The sequence below is a fragment of the Alicyclobacillus kakegawensis NBRC 103104 genome (assembly GCF_001552655.1).
Lineage (GTDB): Bacteria > Bacillota > Bacilli > Alicyclobacillales > Alicyclobacillaceae > Alicyclobacillus_G > Alicyclobacillus_G kakegawensis.
Window position 1 is genome coordinate 51601 of the sequence record NZ_BCRP01000007.1, and the last position, 17203, is coordinate 68803.

20 protein-coding genes are annotated in these 17203 nt (G+C 60.2%); all 20 read right to left on the reverse strand.

Annotation, left to right across the window (positions count from 1 at the left end; genetic code table 11):
• Positions 1 to 2: 2 nt before the first annotated feature.
• Positions 3 to 863, reverse strand: a complete 861-nt coding sequence (locus AK2_RS07335; RefSeq protein WP_067932914.1) for an NAD(+)/NADH kinase — start codon at positions 861 to 863, stop codon at positions 3 to 5.
• 39 nt (positions 864 to 902) lie between these two features.
• On the reverse strand, positions 903 to 1418 hold the full coding sequence (locus tag AK2_RS07340) for a hypothetical protein (RefSeq protein ID WP_067932915.1): 516 nt from the start codon (positions 1416 to 1418) through the stop codon (positions 903 to 905).
• Positions 1419 to 1441: 23 nt separating this feature from the next.
• Positions 1442 to 2314 (reverse strand): TlyA family RNA methyltransferase, encoded by an 873-nt coding sequence (locus tag AK2_RS07345; protein ID WP_067932917.1) that lies wholly within the window; start codon positions 2312 to 2314, stop codon positions 1442 to 1444.
• Position 2315: 1 nt separating this feature from the next.
• Positions 2316 to 4208: a 1-deoxy-D-xylulose-5-phosphate synthase gene (gene dxs, locus AK2_RS07350; RefSeq protein WP_067932919.1), complete on the reverse strand. Its 1893-nt coding sequence runs from the start codon at positions 4206 to 4208 to the stop codon at positions 2316 to 2318.
• A gap of 69 nt (positions 4209 to 4277) precedes the next feature.
• Positions 4278 to 4847: a CNNM metal transporter family protein gene (locus AK2_RS07355; protein ID WP_067932921.1), complete on the reverse strand. Its 570-nt coding sequence runs from the start codon at positions 4845 to 4847 to the stop codon at positions 4278 to 4280.
• Positions 4848 to 5643: 796 nt separating this feature from the next.
• Complete coding sequence (locus tag AK2_RS07360; RefSeq protein ID WP_157076261.1) at positions 5644 to 6558, reverse strand: polyprenyl synthetase family protein; 915 nt, start codon at positions 6556 to 6558, stop codon at positions 5644 to 5646.
• A complete protein-coding gene (gene xseB / locus AK2_RS07365) occupies positions 6555 to 6827 on the reverse strand; it encodes an exodeoxyribonuclease VII small subunit (protein ID WP_067932923.1) in 273 nt (90 codons plus the stop codon). Before xseB ends, AK2_RS07360 begins: the two co-directional genes overlap by 4 nt.
• Entirely contained in the window at positions 6763 to 8202 is a 1440-nt protein-coding gene (gene xseA, locus AK2_RS07370; protein WP_157076262.1) for an exodeoxyribonuclease VII large subunit, read from the reverse strand. Before xseA ends, xseB begins: the two co-directional genes overlap by 65 nt.
• A gap of 21 nt (positions 8203 to 8223) precedes the next feature.
• Positions 8224 to 9234, reverse strand: coding sequence for an NAD(P)/FAD-dependent oxidoreductase (locus AK2_RS07375; RefSeq protein ID WP_067932927.1), 1011 nt, complete (start codon positions 9232 to 9234; stop codon positions 8224 to 8226).
• 82 nt (positions 9235 to 9316) lie between these two features.
• Positions 9317 to 10339 (reverse strand): tRNA (adenosine(37)-N6)-threonylcarbamoyltransferase complex transferase subunit TsaD, encoded by a 1023-nt coding sequence (locus AK2_RS07380; RefSeq protein ID WP_083520954.1) that lies wholly within the window; start codon positions 10337 to 10339, stop codon positions 9317 to 9319.
• Between the two features lie 11 nt (positions 10340 to 10350).
• Positions 10351 to 10764 carry a transcription antitermination factor NusB gene (nusB, locus tag AK2_RS07385; protein ID WP_067932930.1) on the reverse strand — a complete coding sequence of 138 codons (414 nt, stop codon included), beginning with the start codon at positions 10762 to 10764 and terminating at the stop codon, positions 10351 to 10353.
• Between the two features lie 54 nt (positions 10765 to 10818).
• A complete protein-coding gene (locus tag AK2_RS07390) occupies positions 10819 to 11049 on the reverse strand; it encodes a DUF2273 domain-containing protein (protein WP_067932932.1) in 231 nt (76 codons plus the stop codon).
• Positions 11050 to 11060: 11 nt separating this feature from the next.
• On the reverse strand, positions 11061 to 11600 hold the full coding sequence (gene amaP, locus AK2_RS07395) for an alkaline shock response membrane anchor protein AmaP (protein WP_169794747.1): 540 nt from the start codon (positions 11598 to 11600) through the stop codon (positions 11061 to 11063).
• 51 nt (positions 11601 to 11651) lie between these two features.
• Positions 11652 to 12071 carry an Asp23/Gls24 family envelope stress response protein gene (locus tag AK2_RS07400; protein ID WP_067932934.1) on the reverse strand — a complete coding sequence of 140 codons (420 nt, stop codon included), beginning with the start codon at positions 12069 to 12071 and terminating at the stop codon, positions 11652 to 11654.
• 76 nt (positions 12072 to 12147) lie between these two features.
• The gene (accC, locus tag AK2_RS07405) at positions 12148 to 13491 is read right to left on the reverse strand and encodes an acetyl-CoA carboxylase biotin carboxylase subunit (RefSeq protein WP_067932936.1); all 1344 of its coding nucleotides are present in this window, start codon (positions 13489 to 13491) and stop codon (positions 12148 to 12150) included.
• Between the two features lie 12 nt (positions 13492 to 13503).
• On the reverse strand, positions 13504 to 14040 hold the full coding sequence (gene accB / locus AK2_RS07410) for an acetyl-CoA carboxylase biotin carboxyl carrier protein (protein ID WP_067932938.1): 537 nt from the start codon (positions 14038 to 14040) through the stop codon (positions 13504 to 13506).
• Positions 14041 to 14219: 179 nt separating this feature from the next.
• A complete protein-coding gene (locus AK2_RS07415) occupies positions 14220 to 14822 on the reverse strand; it encodes a SpoIIIAH-like family protein (RefSeq protein WP_067932940.1) in 603 nt (200 codons plus the stop codon).
• Positions 14823 to 14841: 19 nt separating this feature from the next.
• The gene (locus AK2_RS07420; RefSeq protein WP_067932943.1) at positions 14842 to 15408 is read right to left on the reverse strand and encodes a SpoIIIAG-related protein; all 567 of its coding nucleotides are present in this window, start codon (positions 15406 to 15408) and stop codon (positions 14842 to 14844) included.
• Positions 15408 to 15938 (reverse strand): stage III sporulation protein AF, encoded by a 531-nt coding sequence (gene spoIIIAF / locus AK2_RS07425; protein ID WP_067932945.1) that lies wholly within the window; start codon positions 15936 to 15938, stop codon positions 15408 to 15410. The genes AK2_RS07420 and spoIIIAF overlap by 1 nt, the downstream gene beginning before the upstream one ends.
• Positions 15935 to 17194, reverse strand: a complete 1260-nt coding sequence (gene spoIIIAE, locus AK2_RS07430; RefSeq protein WP_245632816.1) for a stage III sporulation protein AE — start codon at positions 17192 to 17194, stop codon at positions 15935 to 15937. The genes spoIIIAF and spoIIIAE overlap by 4 nt, the downstream gene beginning before the upstream one ends.
• Positions 17195 to 17203: the final 9 nt, after the last annotated feature.

Here is a 17203-nt window from a genome sequence, read left to right on the forward strand (position 1 = left end):
CGTTATGAACGTACCGGCCCGTCTTCCCCTCCGTGCAATTTCGTCCTCAACACCGAGAAGAACTCCCGGTCCCGCAACTTCACGAGCACCGCATCGGCCGACGCTCGCCGTACCGTTACCGCGTCTCCGGGCTGCAGCCGCACATTGACCTGACCGTCGACAGTCAGGACGAGGTCCTCATGGGCGGCATGCGCCACCAGACGGATTTCTTGGCTGTCGTCAACCACGCAGGGGCGTGTGGACAAGGTGTGAGGGCAAATGGGTGTCACAAGAATCACCGACAGGTGCGGACAGACGATGGGTCCGCCGCACGACAAGGAGTACCCGGTGGAACCGGTAGGAGTTGCAATGATGACACCATCCCCGCTGTACGAATCCAAAAACACGCCATCCACGTACGTGTCGACGGTCACCATACGGCCGAAGGCGGCTTTTGCGACACCCACTTCATTCAGGGCGACCAGCCGCCCCATACACGCACCTGCGCGGTTGACACTGGCCTCCAGCATCAACCGTCGCTCCAGGTCATATTCGTGCTGCACCAGCCGGTGCACAATATCATCGAGATCGGCCGGCTCCGCCTCCGTAAGAAATCCCAGCCGTCCCATGTTGATTCCAAGCAACGGAACCGTGTGTCCAGCCAGCTCCCGAACGACTCCGAGCAAGGTGCCGTCTCCGCCAAGCACACAAACCAGTTCTGCGCTGGCGACCTGCGACCGCACGGCATCGGACCAACCCTGTTCCATCGCTGTTGTCGCTGTGTAAACCCCTAAACCGCTTGCCTGAAGCCGACCGGCCAGAGCCGCCTGCACGTCCATGGCCCGAGGCTTGTGCGGGTTGGCCACGATTGCCACCGTCCTCACCGCTGGCACCCTCCTGTTACGCCCTACATCTGCATGGTTTCATTGCATATGGGACCAAAGTAACCCGAGAAAAACCCCCGACAGCAGCCATAAACAGCGGTTGATCACCTTGCGGGTCACCACGTAGCGCGGGGCCTTCACTTCGAAATCCACGGTGTGCGCGTGCTCCTGATCGACATCCAGGTGCAGGATGCCGTCCACCTGAAAAGCGGCATACAAGGGGTACCACTGCTCGCGCATGCGGGCCCCGCTCATCCCCGATTCCCGGGCATTGACGACCTTGACCGCAAGGGAACGCGCCCCTTTGCGCACGATGAAATCGGCCGTCAGGGTCTTACGGAACTCCCGAGCATCGTAGTACCCCACCCATTCGCAACGGGCTTTCACGTGGGTAATTTGGTATCCGTTGTCTTCCAGCCACTGCTTGGCCGCACTCAGTTTTCCCCGCAAAGGCGCCGTTTGTTCCGGGGACCGCCATTGCGACAGCATGGACCGGAGCACCAGCAGCACAAAGGAGGCTCCAATAACGATAGCGATAGCCGCCTGCCACCCCATGGAGGCCCTCCTCTCACGCGCGGTTATCCGCCCGACGGCGGCCTGTCACTTGGGCCGCACCCCGAGAGGTCAACCTGTTGACCGCGCAGGTCCGACCAAGCCTGTCGGACCACATCCTGGGCTCTGGACAACCACTGTCCCCGCGAAACCGAGCCACCGTCCGTGCCGACGCGCCACCAGGCCAGATATTCCAAATTGCCATCCCCACCGGCAATGGGTGAATAGTCAAGCCCGTGGCACGACATGCCGTGCTCGTACACCCAGTTCACCAAACCGCCTAAAACCTCCAGATGGGTGCATGGATCGCGCACGATTCCCCCTTTGCCCACCTTCTCACGTCCCGCCTCAAACTGTGGCTTCACGAGGCTGATGACCTCCCCACCCACCGGCAGGACCGTGGTCAATTTGGGCAGCAGGAGACGCGTGGAGATGAACGATACATCCATCACCGCCACCTCGGGCCGCGGGTCGAACGCCCCAGGGTCCACGTGGCGAAAATTCGTCCGCTCCATCACCCGCACCCGTTCGTCGTTGCGCAGGCGCCAGGCCAACTGGCCATACCCCACATCGACCGCGTAGACCAGTACCGCCCCGTGCTGAAGCGCGCAATCCGTAAACCCCCCGGTGGAAGCCCCCACATCGACCACGATTTTGCCGTCCAGCCGCAGGCCAAACCGGTCCAGAGCGCGTTCCAGCTTCAACCCACCGCGGCCGACGTACGGGTGTTCCGCGTGCAGGGCCTCAATCACGGCATCGTCGGTGACCATGGTCCCTGGCTTGTCCACTCGGCGCCCGTTGCAAGTGACCAAGCCAGCCATGATGGCGCGCCGCGCTGCCTCGCGGCTGGGAAACAGCCCCCTCGCAGTGGCCAACACATCCACCCGGACTTTGGCCATGTCAACTCCACGCGCGCGATGAATTGGCTTGGTTCTGCCGCACACCCTGCAGCAGCGCCAAAGCATCGCTCACCAACGACTCCACCGTCAAGCCCAGTTCGGCCAGCAGTTCGGTGCGCGACCCGTGTTCGATAAACCTGTCGGGCAACCCCCTGCGCAGCACCGGCACGTGTCGGCCGTTATCCGCCAGGCACTCCAATACGGCGGACCCCACGCCGCCCGCCAATGAGGCTTCTTCCACAATCATCATTGGCATCTGCTGATCCGCCAATTGCAACAGCAGTTTCGCATCCAAGGGTTTGACAAACCGCAAGTTCACCACCGTGGCCGCCACCCCTTGCACCAACAGCTGGTCGGAGACCTTTTTCGCCACGCCCACCATTGGCCCCAGCGCCAAAATCGCCAGATCCGTTCCGTGGGTCAGCACCTCAGCCTGACCGATAGGTAATACGGTCAACTTGTCGTCCATCGGAACGCCCGCCCCGTCGGCGCGCGGATAGCGAACGGCCACCGGCCCCTCCAGGGTCAGAGCCGTATACAGCATGTGCCGGAGCTCATTTTCGTCCTTCGGCATCATCACCGTCACATTCGGCACGGTTCTCAGATACGCCAGGTCAAACGCCCCTTGATGCGTCTCGCCGTCCGGCCCCACCAGGCCGGCGCGATCAATCGCAAACACGACGGGCAGCTTTTGAATGCACACATCATGGATGAACTGGTCATACGCCCGCTGCAAAAAGGTCGAATACACCGCAAACACCGGACGCTTGCCGGCCGCCGCCAGGCCCGCGCAGAACGTGGTCGCATGCTGTTCCGCGATGCCGACGTCAAAAGTCCGCTGCGGGAACACCTCGGCAAATTTGTTCAATCCCGTCCCGTCCGGCATGGCGGCAGTGACCGCGACAATCCGCGGGTCCCTGCGGGCCAGTTCGATTAACGTCTGGGCAAACACCGACGAGTAACTCGGCGGTCCCTGCGTCTTCGACTTGCTGGGCCACGCGTGGAACTTGTCGGGAGCCGCCTCGGCACTGGCGTAGCCCTTTCCTTTTTTTGTAATAACATGAATCAACACAGGGCCGTGGAGACGCTTCGCATCGCGCAAAACACGGATAAGTTCCGGTAGGTCGTGACCGTCAATAGGGCCCAAATACTTAAAACCAAAGCCCTCGAAAAACTGGCCCGGAACGACGAATTGCCGCAGGCTGTCCTTCAGCCGCTCCAATCCCTTGGTTAACCGCCCCCCAATCGCTGGGAGTTTGCGCAGGGTCTGCTCAATCTCCATCTTGGCCCGCGAATACGTGGGATCCGTCCGCAGACGTGTAAGGTAGCGCGACACAGCTCCCACATTTTCCGCAATGGACATCTCATTGTCATTTAAGATGACCGTCAGGTCCACACCCAAATGGCCTGCATGGTTCAACGCCTCCATGGCCATACCGCCCGTCAGGGCTCCATCGCCGATGACGCAAACCACTTTGTACCGTTCTCGATTCAGGTCCCGGGCAACCGCCATGCCGACTCCCGCGGAAATGGACGTGCTGGCATGGCCTGCGCCAAACGCGTCGTGTGGGCTCTCGTCGCGGCGCGGAAAGCCGGCGAGCCCGCCGTGTTGCCGCAACGTAGAAAAACGGTCTCGGCGTCCAGTCAGCAGTTTGTGCACGTAGGCCTGGTGGCCCACATCCCAAATCAGTTTGTCCCGCGGGCTGTCGTACACCGTGTGCAGGGCCAATGTAAGTTCGACCACGCCGAGATTAGCCCCGAAGTGACCACCCGTACGGGCAACCGACTCGACGAGAAATTGACGAATCTCCCCGGCTAATTCGACCAACTCCGTCTCCGTCAAACGCTTCAGGTCAGACGGTTCATGAATTTGATCTAACAGCGTGACGAACACCCCATTTCATGCTTCCATAATAGCGCATATTCCTATAACCTGCACCGGCCAACGGATAGACCCTGGAAGCTACCGTTTGCGAGCAACCGAATCCCGGCGAAAGAATAAGAGCGTATCTGCGGCTCTGGCGGCAAAGAGAATAATGGGTGTCGGAGAAGAAATTGCGATGGTCTTGCCGCACGCCTTGGCTCCCACCGTGAGTGCGGTGGTGAGCGCCGTCAGGACGATAACCGACGCTTCATCCAACCAACCGGTCCAGCCGAAGGCGTTCTTCAATTGCGTGGCCACGGCCAACGCCCCGGCGCCGCTCAAAACCCCGGCGATGTCACCGATAACATCACTGCACACGCTGGAAACTTTCTCGGCATTCCGAACAATTTGGATGGCGCGCCGGGCTCCAAAAACGCGCTTCGACGCCATCGCGTGAAAAGGGGTCTCCCGAGCCGCCGCAGCGGCCACACCAAGCATGTCAAAGAGGGCGCCAATGAAGACAATCAACAGAACCACGATGGCCCCAATGTACCACGGCGCCTCGTTTAAAAAAATAGTGGACGTATCAAAGACGCCACTGATAGGAAACGACAGCGCGGCAATCGTCAGGACAAATGGCAACGCGCCGCGCAACGAACTTTTTTTCATTATGTATCCGGATACCTCCGCCTTGTGACCGCCCAATAAGGCAGCCGGGTGGCAACTTTCTGAGTAAACGCTGTGGCTTAGGTCCAGTAGGTTTTCCCAGGGACGGAACCCCGCGTCGCCGCCGAGGCGGTTTCCCTTTACCCATCCCTTGACAGCGTCGCCGACTGTCAGACTAGATTACCACTGAGTCCACACTATAATCCTCAGAAAGCCCCGCTTTTGGCGAACAGTCTAGGCGTTTTCCGCAACAACCGCTACCGTTTCCTAGCCTCTTTTGCAGCACAGATTTCATGCGGCACCGGCAACCTCGTCTCGGCCAAGACGAGATTGCCTGCTCCCCGCAATCCTTCGGCACCACTCAAGGCAGGCTACGCTGCACACAGATGAGCTCCGCATGCAGGTTCATACCCCAAGCCGTAACCCCACGACGTGGCAGGCCACGCACTTGGGCCTCCGCGAAAGCTGGGTCAGACTCCGCATGCCATTGCGGACTGCCCACCTTTCTTAACTCCCAGCATCAGCCCAGAGCTGGGCGCCCCAAGCCAACACCAGGAACTTCATCGATGTGCCCTTTAGCGGATTTTTAGCCCCGCCTTCAGAAACGGACGGTTGACTAGAATACTGCGCCACCCGTTGACAGTCGCTATTATAGCATACGCACACGACCGCCCCTAATGCGTGGATGGGACACAAAACGCGATTGCAGCCGACGCTGGCCCAGGACCTGAAAGTAGGTGACCCGCGACTCGTCATGCACGCCCGGACACAGCCGCGGACCTGCGGACGCGCATTCCACTCAGTTGGAGCGGCGAATCATGTAGTCCGCCAAGTCATGCAATCGATGAGTATTTACACCGCGGGCCTGGACATCAGCAAGGGCTGCACGCGCCTCGCGCAGTTCGACCTCAATGCGTTCCCGGGTCGCGTCCACGCCGAATAACCGCGGATAGGTCAGCTTACCCTCTGCTTCATCCTTGCCGGCAGTCTTTCCCAGGTGTTCCGTGGTCTCCGTCACGTCCAGCAGGTCATCGACCATCTGGTAGGCCAGACCCAGATGCAGGCCAAACCGCCCCAGGGAAGATATCGCATTGCCGTGCGCGCCGGCCACGTGAGCCCCCAGAAGAACCGCAGCTTGAATCAACTTCGCTGTCTTATGTATGTGGATGAACCGCAGCTCATCCTCACTGCCAGCTTGCCCCTCCCCTTGGACGTCTGCGACTTGCCCGCCCACCATGCCGAAACAGCCGGCCGCGTGCGCCAATGTATAGATCATCTGGACGAGGCTATCGGCTGAAAATGTCTTGACTAACCGGGGACAGGACAATTGCTCGAAGGCGTAAGTCAGAAGAGCGTCACCAGCCAGCAGCGCCATAGCCTCGCCGAACACCTTGTGGTTGGTTGGCCGCCCGCGCCGCAAGTCATCGTTGTCCAACGAAGGCAAATCATCGTGAATGAGCGAATAAGAATGAATCATTTCCACAGCGGCAGCGACAGGGAGCGCGGACTCCGGAGCGGTTCCCAGCGCCTCGGCGGTCGCCAGGCAGAGAATCGGGCGCAGCCGCTTTCCGCCCGCCAACAGGCTGTAGTTCATGGCCTCAAATAGGCCCCTGGGCCGCAGATTGTCGCCGGTGAAAACGGAGGCCAGGTATTCGTTCACACGCTGAGCCCAGCGTTCGACGTAGGTCTCGATTCCTAAAGCCCGGTCCGTCATGCTTCCACGTCTCCCTCAAGGGAATGGCCCACGGTCTGTCCATCCTCCAATAACCGTTCAATTTCCAGCTCGGCTTGATCCAGTTGTCGACGGCAGGAGTGGACCAGCTGCATCGCCTCTTTGTACCTTTCAATCGACTCGGATAGGGAGAGCGCCCCGTTCTCCAACAGGCGAACGATCTCTTCGAGACGTTCAATCGCTTGTTCAAAGGTCAAGTCGGACTTGTTCGGCTCGTCCTGATTCCCCTGAACGGGTTCGAATGACTCCATGCGAACTTGCTTCCTCCTCTCTGAGGACCCGCACCGGAACCGATCCATCGGCGAAGCGGATGTTCAGACGATCACCGGGCCTGGTGGCAACCGCGGATGTGACCAGTTCATCCTCCCCCCGATAGACCAGTGTGTACCCGCGTTGCAAAACGGACAACGGGTTGAGTGCCATCAACTGGGCGATGCGCGTATCCAACATGCCAGTCAGGTTTTGTATCCGCCGCTGCTGCAAGCCCTGCACCCGTTCACGGACCGCCTCCAAACGCGCCCGCTCGCGGCCAAGTCGACCGCTGAGTTGGACCCTGTGCAGGCGCACCTGAAGTTCCCTTAGCCTCCGGTCAGCAAGCGTCAACGGACGGTGAACCTGGCGGGTGACTTCCCCTTCCAGATAATCGACCAGCTGGCGCCGTCGAGCCCACTCCTTGTGTGGGTGGCGCAAGGCTGTGTGGGATGCCGCCGTCTCCAACCGACGTCTGGCCCGCTCCACGCCAGCCAGCAGTCCCTGTCGGGCTGCCTCCTCAAGGCGCTGCAGCGTGGCACGCATTTCACCGATATGCGGGGCGGCCAACTCAGCGGCCGCCGTAGGGGTAGCCGCGCGGACATCAGCCGCGAAGTCGCAGATCGTATAATCGGTCTCATGGCCCACGGCGGAGATCACCGGGACCGGGCATGAGGCCACCGCACGCGCGACCATCTCCTCATTGAAAGGCCACAATTCTTCCAGCGACCCGCCTCCCCGGGCCACGATGATCACATCGATGGGGCTGTGCTGAGAGTGAAAACGCTCCAGCCGACGCAGAGCCTCCACCACCGACTCGGCGGCCCCTTCGCCCTGGACGCGGGCGGGGGCGAGCACGACTCGGGCCAGAGGATAACGCCGGCGCAGCGTTGAACAGATGTCCCGCAAGACGGCGCCGGTAGGTGATGTGACCACTCCAATCCGGCGCGGGTACGGGGGCAGCGGACGTTTGCGCTCGGCGGCAAACAACCCTTCCGCCGCCAGCCTATCCCGGAGCTGGGTGAAGGCTATGTACAAAGCGCCCACCCCATCGGGCTGCATGTCTTCGACGTACAGTTGGTACTGACCGTCCCGTTCAAACACACCCACGCTGCCGCGAGCAATGACGCGCATGCCGTCCTTGGGAGCGAATGAAAGTGAGCGGGCCCAGCGGGAAAACATCACCGCGCGGATGCGGCTCTTCTCATCCTTCAGCGTGAAGTACAGGTGTCCACTGGTGTGGTGTTTGAAATTCGACAGTTCTCCGGTAACCGCGCACAGGCGCAGGCGGAGGTCGCCAGCCAGCCGCTCCTTGATGATGGCGGTCAAATCCGAAACACTCAGCACACCCTCATTGGGGACAGCACTGCTTGCCATTGCCAGCCCCGCCATGGCCCTCTACGCCTTTCGCTCGCTGCTGTGACCGGGAAACAGCCTCGCGTCCGGATCGATATACGTCTTCGCGTTGTTGACGGCTGCCGGGGCTTCGCCAAACCCGGTCGCAATCAGCTTCAATTTTCCAGGATAGGTGACAATGTCTCCTGCTGCGTACACGCCCGGAATGTTGGTTTCCATCCGGGTGTTCACCACAATGTCGTTCTTTTCGATGGTCAGGCCCCAATCCTTGATGGGACCGAGCGACGCGGAAAAGCCCAGTCCACTGACGATGGCGTCCAACTCCAGACGCTCAGTCTCTTTCGTCTGGTTGTGAATCAACGTCACCCCGCGCACCTGCTCGTCCCCGTCCACGTCGATGAGCTCTGTGAACGTCTTCACCTGCACACCGGACGCATAAAGCTGTTTCACGCTGTCCTCGTGGGCGCGAAATCTGTCGCGGCGATGAATCAGGGTCACACTCCGGGCCACAGGTTTCAACATCAGAGCGTAATCCAACGCGGTGTCTCCGCCGCCGACTACGAGCACGCGCTGGTCCCGGAAGCGCTCCAACTGGTCAATATAGTAATAGACGCCGCGGCCGTCGAACTGCTGCGCGCTCGCCGCCGGCAACGGCCGCGGTGTGAAGGATCCAATGCCACCGCAGATAATGACCGCGCGCGAGAGGTGTACCTCCTCGCTGGTCCCGAGCTCAAACACGCCGTCCTCGCGCTTGTGCAAGGTTTGCACCTGCTGGTTCAGGCATATGGCCGGATGATACTGCCCCGCCTGCTCTTTCAGCTGCTCTACCAGGTCTCGCGCCCGTACTTTTGGAAACCCGGCCACGTCATAAATATACTTTTCCGGATATAACATGGCCAGTTGGCCACCTAACTGCGGCAAGCTGTCGATAATCTTGCAGGATAAATCGCGCATGCCGCAGTAAAAGGCGGCAAATAAGCCCGTTGGGCCGCCTCCGATAATGGTGATATCATAGATTTGATTGTCAGTTGGCACGTTCTGGATATCGGCCATGGTAGAGACCCCGCCCCTCCCGTCAGAAATCGTCGAAATCATAGTCTTGGCCATTATACCGCACTCTGGACGGGCCTGCCATCTACGAGTCGGAGCCTCTCCAGGATAGGAACCAGCGTGCCAAACGGGCACAGCCCACCGCGTTATCGCGCGCGTACTCTGACGGAGCAAAGTATACAGGCAACTGCGGCGCTTGCATCCGCAGCCGATGCAGGACGCGCTGTTGAATGTCCCGGTTGCCCGCCACACCGCCTGCTATCAGCACGCCCGACGCATCGGGGCACCGAGCGTACGCATACGTGACAGCCTTCACCACCGAGTTGGCAACGCACACTTGCACCCCTTTCGCAACGGCGGACGGGGCTGCCCCATCGGCAAGAGCGCGGAGAGCAGCGGAACACGGCCCGGAAAAGCTCATTCTCCCCTGCACCACCCGGGAGGGCAGAACGAAGGCCTCCTCGGCCTGCTCGGCCAAACGTTCCAAGTGGGGGCCGGCCGGAAACGGGAGTCCCATGGCCACGCCCACACGGTCGACAAATTGACCCGCGTGCAGGTCCATGCCTTCCCCGACCGGATCGATCCGGTAGCCAAAACGCGTGCTTCGCGCCAACACGAGGTCGGACGTGCCTCCCGACAGGTGAATGCCGATGAACGGAGCCCCAGGCGGGAACAAGGATTCCCGCTCCGCCGTCTCGGCCGGGGCCATGCGCAGAAGCGCGAACTCGGCCGCCGACAGGTGATTCTCCTGATGGGACACCGGCAACACCGGCACACCCAGGGCCCTTGCGAGCGCGAACGCCTGGCTCGCGCCTGCTGAAAAGACCGGCATGTAGGAGCGGCACGATGGCCTCGGCCGCACACTCACCCCAATCCCCCGCCAGACAACGTGCCTATCCTGTTCCACCAGCTGTGCGTATAGTTGATCGAACAATTTTGGCAAACGCTGAACATGAAAAAAGAGCGCTTCGGATTGACGAAGCCCCCTCGCTCCGTGTGGAACCGGCAAGATGTTGCGCGCCTGCACCATTCGCCGACCCTCTGCCCACTCCACAGCGGCCAGCGACGTGGTGTAGTTACTTGTATCAATGCCCAGCACCCACTCCATCGCCAGCCCTCCTACGCCTTTGCCCGCAGAGAAGGCAGACACCTGGCCAATACGCCGTTGACAAAGCGCCCGGATTCGTCCGTGCTGAAATGCTTGGCCAACTCCACAGCTTCATCGACAATCGTCGCCGCATCGACATCCATCTCCTCCAGGAGTTCATACACGGCCAAGCGCAAGATGTTCAGGTCAACCCTCGCCATCCGGTCCAACCGCCAGTTCTGCACATGCGCGGCAAGTATGGCGTCGATGTCGGCCAAACGCGCGCGCGTCCCGCTGACGAGACGCCGCAGGTACTGAATGTCCGTCTCCGACGCGTTCTCAACCTCCCCCAGGACGTGGGCAAGGGCGGACTCCACCTCGGGTTCTCCCATATCCAGTTCAAACAACGCCTGCAGGGCCAGGCGGCGTAGTTCCCGTCGTCTCACCGTCGCTCCCCCGTTCTCCGACTCGACGCGCGAACGCGTCTTTGTGCACTTGCTTCACTCTCCATAGCGCTCCGACAACAGCTTGTCCACAATCTCTTTCCAGGATTGGCGTTCCTCCATCACCCTGCCCGCCGCGTAGCCAGCCGCAGCCAAGATGACCAAGCCAAGCACGGCCCAAAATCCGAACAGCATCCACAGGATCCACAAAAGACATCCTGCCATCAATCCGTGCCATCGGCGCTTTCGGCTGATCAGCCAGACCAGGGCTCCCCGTATCCAGTCCATGGCCATTCCACCTACGCTCTCTGGACCTTCTGCGGACTTGACGCCAACTCCACAATATTGACCGTGATGCGTTCAACCAAAACCCCGGAATTGCGTTCCACATAATCCTTTACGGCCGTTTGAATGTCGCTGCCCATGGCCGACAGGTCCATGTCCGGCAAGGCTCGGACACGAACCGCCAGCAAAATCCCGTTTTGTCCATGCCGCACACGCGAATCAAACTCCTGCACGCCGCGAATCTCCCGCCCCGTCCGATTGGCCAGCTGCCGAATCGTATCGAAGGAAATCCGGATTTGCCCGCTGGGGCCGGGAATGACCACATATTCGGGTTCATGCCTGGCAAGCCGGTAAAACAGGAAACGGATGGCGATGAGCGCGAATACGATGCTCAACACCACCGTGTAGATATTTCCTGGATACGTCGTCAGCGTCAGATACACCACATTTTGCCATTCAGGGCTCACACCGACTCCGAAGGCAATCAATACGACGGCAGCGCACAACACCGCCAGAGAAAAGACGACCAGTAAAATTCTGTCCAGTACGCTCACAAGGACCCTCCTCGGCAGGGGCCGCGCGGCGCAACGGCCGCCATGGCACGCCTATGCCCGGTTGCGTTTCTCCGGTTCCGGCAACTCGCGCACTCGTTCCTTTTCACCCGGCAGCACCACCGCCGCGACGTTCACATTGACCTCCGCGACGTCAAGGCCAGTCATGCCTTCCACCGTCTGTTTCACATGCTCTTGGATGGTTGCGCCGGTCTCAGGGATGTTGACGCCAAACTCCAAGACCACAGACAGGTCGATCGAGCAGCTGCGATCGTCGTCCGCGAAGTGAACGCGCACTCCTTTGGACAGATTCCTGCGACCGAGCAAAGACTCCGTGATGCCGCCGGCCAGGCTGCCGGTCATGTCGAGGACCCCTTCCACCTCTGTGGCCGCCAGACCGGCAATCACCTGGATGACCTCATCGGCTATCTGGATCTTGCCGTACTCGGTGGATTGAAACTCCATGTCTTGCATGGCAAGACATCCCTCCCATCCCACTCTAGTGGCAGTATATCAGAGCCCGCGGGTGCGTCCAACCGCGTCCCAACGTTCACAGCAGCGTGTTCTCTTCCAGGAACCTTGTGCTCACGTCCCCCCGACGAAATTTTTCATTCGCCATCAAGCTCAGGTGAAAGGGGATGGTGGTTTTCACGCCCTCAATGCGATACTCTGTCAACGCCCGCACCATGCGGTCGATGGCCTGCGCGCGCGTCGGCGCCCAGACAATCAATTTTGCAATCATCGAGTCGTAATGCGGCGATACCGTGTACCCCGGATAGACGGCGCTGTCCACCCTCACCCCCATGCCCCCCGGGGCCAGGTATTCTGTGATCCGCCCGGGCGAAGGCATGAACTGCCGGAGCGGGTCCTCCGCGTTGATGCGGCACTCGATGGCGTGCCCGTTCAGCCGCACCTGGTCCTGTCGAATCGACAGAGGCTCTCCCGCGGCCACCAGGATTTGTTCGCGCACCAAATCCACCCCGGTCACCCATTCCGTCACCGGGTGCTCCACCTGAATACGCGTATTCATCTCCATGAAATAAAACGTCCCGTCCGGCGCATAGATGAACTCGACCGTCCCGGCGCCGACGTAATCGACCGCGCGCGCCGCCGCCACGGCGGTGGCCCCCATTTTTTGGCGCGTTTCCTCGCTCAACACCGGGCACGGGGACTCTTCCACCAGTTTTTGCATCCGACGCTGCACAGAACAATCGCGTTCGCCCAGGTGAATCACATTGCCATGACGATCCGCCAATATCTGAATTTCCACGTGGCGCATCCGCTCAATGTACTTTTCCAAGTACACACCCGGATTGCCAAACGACGTCTGGGCCTCGCGCTGGGCCGTGACCACCGCCTGCGGCAGGTTCGCTGCGTCCCACACCACGCGGATGCCTTTGCCCCCGCCGCCAGCCGTGGCTTTGATGACGACCGGATAGCCGATTTCCGCGGCCGTCGCAAGGGCTTCCTCCACACTTCCAATCAATCCATCACTGCCAGGGACGGTCGGCACGCCGGCTGCTTTCATGGTCGCGTTGGCAACCGCCTTATCTCCCATCGTTTCAATGGCGTGGCTGCTGGGACCGATGAAGGTAATCCCGCAGTCCTCGCAGGCCTGTGCAAAGTCGCTGTTCTCGGCCAAAAACCCATAACCGGGATGAATCGCGTCCACCCCGCGCAGGGTGGCCACCGACATGATGCTGGGAATATGTAAGTAACTCTGGGCACTGGCGGTGGGGCCGATGCAATACGCCTCGTCGGCTAACTGCACGTGCAGCGCGTCCGCGTCCGCCTCGGAGTACACGGCGACCGTCTCGATACCCAACTCCCGACAAGCCCGGATTACACGAACAGCAATCTCGCCGCGATTGGCGATGAGCACCCGTTTAAACATCGTTGGCTCTCCTTACGACACTTTGATGCGAAACAAGGGCTGACCATATTCGACAAGTTGTCCGTTTTCTGCCAAGATGTCGATAACCTCGCCCTTGACCTCGGCTTCAATCTCGTTCATCAACTTCATCGCCTCGACAATGCAGACTACAGTCTTTTCATCCACCTGAGACCCGCGCTCCACAAACGGTGCGGCGTCAGGCGACGGCGCGCGGTAGAAGGTCCCGACCATCGGCGAGACGACCGTGTGAATCCCCGCCTCCTCAGAGGCCGGGGCGTCAGCTGCGGCATCCGCCTGCGGGACGCCCGCACCAGGGGGACTCGCTGTGGGCACGGCGGAACCCATGGCCAACGCTCCTGGATTGGCTGGGCTGACCGGCGCCACGGCAGCGGTGATGGCTGGGGCGATCCCCGTAGCCGGAGTGTTATGGACGATGGCGTCTGCTTTTTTCAGACGTATCCTGACATCCTCAACTTCCAGGTTCAATTCGACCACGCTGGTTTCGTCGAACAAGCGGATCAGTTCCCGAATCTCTCCGAACTTCAACAAGCGATGCTCACTCCCTAAAGGACGTGTCCACAAATTACTCGCACTAGTATATCACACGGTTTCCGGCGGGCGCATGTGCCACCCGCGCTTGGAACGAACAGACGTCCGCCCCGCTCCTGACGAACGGGGCAGGGAGAGGCTCGAATTGGACACGGTTTTCCACCCTTGCGGCTTGGGAATCAGTTGGCTTTCGGCACCTGCACAGACACATCCATCAGGTCCAAGTTCAGCTGTTGATGGACGATGTTCATGACCTTGACCGCCTCATCCGCAGACAGCTTATCCGCCTTTACGTAGACGTTGACTTTGGTCAGGTCGCCGTGCTTGTCAAAGACGGGATAGATGACACAATCTTTGAATCCATCGTTGACAATCGCATCGTGGGCGTTCTCAATGCCTCCCCGTACATTCTCCAAGACCTGGATCGCCTCTTGCGCCTGGGCCACCTGCGAATCGGGAGATTTCGCGTTGGTGATGATATTCTTGTAGGTGTCCTCCAGCTTCGCTAGGTTTTGCTGTACCTGTGTCTGCTGGCTGATAAACCAGTCTTCGCTGCCGGTTGCGGCCGTCTGGCTGCCATTGTTGTCGCTGGAGGTGTGGGTCGAATCGGAAGTCCCCGTGTCCTTGCCTGTATTTTTCTCATTGTCGCCCGCTGTGGTGGTGATGGTATCCTCCTGATTCGTGCCCGATTGATTCTGCGATCCGTTCATGGTGTAGTAGCCTATCAGCATCAGCGACAACACCATCATCGTTGAAAGCCAGACAGTCTGCCGTTTCACCACTGTACATTCCTCCCCGATTCTATGAACTCGGCTTTTGCGGTTCCACGCTAATTTTATATGCGGGCACGTCCAACACATTCGTGATTGCGTCAATAATTTCTGCCTTCGCGACATCGAAGTCGTCCGCGTTCACCGTGACCAGCACCCCGCGCACCACGGGCGACTGGCGACTGATGACATACGGCGACTCACTGCCGTCGCTATTGTGCTGAGAAAAGACCTCCGTATCCGTGGTGGTCGATTGCGAACCTTTGCTGCCGCCTTGGCTTGTCGTCGTACGTCGAACATTGTTGGCCACTTCCACGCTCCCGTTGGACGCAAACGTGACCATCACTGAAACCCCATGAATGCCTTCAATTTTCTCGAGCATTTGGGCCAATTGATGATCCAACCCCTGCACACTGTCCGATCCAGCGGACGCAGAGGCCTTGCTGTTGGAGGCTGTCGCATTTGCCGTTTGACTTTTGCCGATTGTGGCCACTGTGGCCACCGAAGCGGGCCACAAGGAGCCCAATAGCAGACAGACCGCGCCAACGATACCGAGGATCAGCAGCCACTTGTTTTCCAACAATCGCTTCCAGTCCACTACCGTTCCCTCCCGCCGGTCACAACCTCTACATCGGCCTCGGATACGCCCAGCATCCGCGCAACAAACTGACGGATTTCCGAAGCACGCTCAGCGTACTTGGAAGATACGGTCACAAACGCCCGCGGCCCATTGGCTGTGGACGTTCCTGATACCACCACCTTATCTGCCTGCACCCCCAAGTCATCGGCCAACCCTTGCTTCAGAACCCGGGCAAGGTTTTGCTTCGCCACTTGGTCCTGCTGCTCGGCCAGGGTCTGTTGCAGGCGGTTTGTATCCAGCCCATTCGCAGGCGAGACCGCTTCCGGGGATGCAGCGCTGACCTGCCGGAGGGCCCAATCGGCCAGATGAGCCGCCCAGTCTCGCCTGGCCATCGGCGTGAGCGGCCCCAGGATGACAGCGATAATGGCCAGGCCCATCACCATCCGCACATACTTTTGCATGGCCCGTGTCGGCAGCAGCATATCGGCCAGAACGGCCAACATCACCACGAGCACAATCTGCTTCAACCACGCGCCTAACGCGTTCATGCCATCACCACCGCCACATTCGCGGCCGCCAAGAGGATGCAGATAAACATGAAAAACATCAGGGCCACCGCCGCCACGCTGGCAAACACGAGAATCAAACTCTTGGAAAGGGCGCCCAGGCACTGAATCATCGGATTGTCGCCCAGCGGCTGCATGAGGGCGGCGCTGCCGTTGTAAATGAAGGCCAAAGCCAGAATCTTCAAGGCGGGGAACACGGCGATACAGGCCACGATGACCAAACCGGCGATACCCACGGCGTTTTTCACCAGCAGCGAGGCACTGACCACCGTCTCCGCCGCATCGGACAGCGCCTTCCCGATGACCGGAACAAAGGTTCCGACCGCAAACTTGGCTGTGCGCAGAGCCACACCGTCGGCAATCCCCCGCCCTAATCCCTGGACACTGGCGATGCCGAGAAACACCGTCAACGACATCCCGAGCACCCCCACACCCACCGTGCGCAACAGTCCCGCCAGACGCGTCAATCGATAACGAGGCGACAAGGCGCTGGCGATGTCCAACACAGCCGCAAAGAAAATCAAGGGAAACACCAGCAGGAACACCAAATTGCTAATCAAATGCACGGCAAACAAGAGCACGGGGTGAAAAAACGCCGCCGATGCCGGTGCCCCCGACGCCGCCAGGAGGGTCACCGCCAACGGAACCGTTGCCAGCATAAAATCCGTCATGGTATGAATCGCGTGCTGGGCGTAGCCCATCGCCTGCGTGAACGACCCGATGGCCAGGATCATAAGCACCAGGAAAATCATCGCGTACGCCACCTGGCTCACGACCTGGCGTTCAAAGGCAGTCTGCATGGATTCCAGCACCGCCGCCAACACCGCCAGGATGAGGATGGAGCCGAGAATGCGCAGGTTCCCCATTACCTCGTGGAAAAAGTAATGCAGCAAACCGGCGGTGAAGCCCCGAAAATTGACCCCGCCGTTGTCCAGGATGGACCGAATCAGCCCGGTGCCCGAAGCCTCCGGCAGGTACCCCCCGTATTCCTGTTCGAGCTGTGTCCAGAACTTCGTGATGGATTCCGTCGGCAGGTCGTCCAGCTGTTCCTGAGCGGCCCGTTGCAGCATCTGGCGCGCTGAAGAAGAGGGCTCGGATGCCCCTGCCTGCACCGGTGCGTTCCCCTCCGTCGCTGCGTCCGCGTGAACGACCACTGGCTTCACCGAGGTCGCGAGACCCAGTAACAGCACCATCGCGGCCAGTGCGAGCATCACCTGGGCGAAGCGGCGAGTCACCACGTTCAATCC

What these genes read in the sequence shown, in the direction of transcription:
- AK2_RS07340 (WP_067932915.1), bottom strand. Translation starts at nt 1,418, where the DNA reads ATGGGGTGGCAGGCGGCTATCGCTATCGTTATTGGAGCCTCCTTTGTG.
- AK2_RS07345 (WP_067932917.1), bottom strand. Translation starts at nt 2,314, where the DNA reads ATGGCCAAAGTCCGGGTGGATGTGTTGGCCACTGCGAGGGGGCTGTTT.
- AK2_RS07355 (WP_067932921.1), bottom strand. Translation starts at nt 4,847, where the DNA reads ATGAAAAAAAGTTCGTTGCGCGGCGCGTTGCCATTTGTCCTGACGATT.
- AK2_RS07360 (WP_157076261.1), bottom strand. Translation starts at nt 6,558, where the DNA reads ATGACGGACCGGGCTTTAGGAATCGAGACCTACGTCGAACGCTGGGCT.
- xseB (WP_067932923.1), bottom strand. Translation starts at nt 6,827, where the DNA reads ATGGAGTCATTCGAACCCGTTCAGGGGAATCAGGACGAGCCGAACAAG.
- xseA (WP_157076262.1), bottom strand. Translation starts at nt 8,202, where the DNA reads ATGGCAAGCAGTGCTGTCCCCAATGAGGGTGTGCTGAGTGTTTCGGAT.
- AK2_RS07375 (WP_067932927.1), bottom strand. Translation starts at nt 9,234, where the DNA reads ATGGCCGATATCCAGAACGTGCCAACTGACAATCAAATCTATGATATC.
- AK2_RS07380 (WP_083520954.1), bottom strand. Translation starts at nt 10,339, where the DNA reads ATGGAGTGGGTGCTGGGCATTGATACAAGTAACTACACCACGTCGCTG.
- AK2_RS07390 (WP_067932932.1), bottom strand. Translation starts at nt 11,049, where the DNA reads ATGGACTGGATACGGGGAGCCCTGGTCTGGCTGATCAGCCGAAAGCGC.
- AK2_RS07400 (WP_067932934.1), bottom strand. Translation starts at nt 12,071, where the DNA reads ATGCAAGACATGGAGTTTCAATCCACCGAGTACGGCAAGATCCAGATA.
- accC (WP_067932936.1), bottom strand. Translation starts at nt 13,491, where the DNA reads ATGTTTAAACGGGTGCTCATCGCCAATCGCGGCGAGATTGCTGTTCGT.
- spoIIIAF (WP_067932945.1), bottom strand. Translation starts at nt 15,938, where the DNA reads ATGAACGCGTTAGGCGCGTGGTTGAAGCAGATTGTGCTCGTGGTGATG.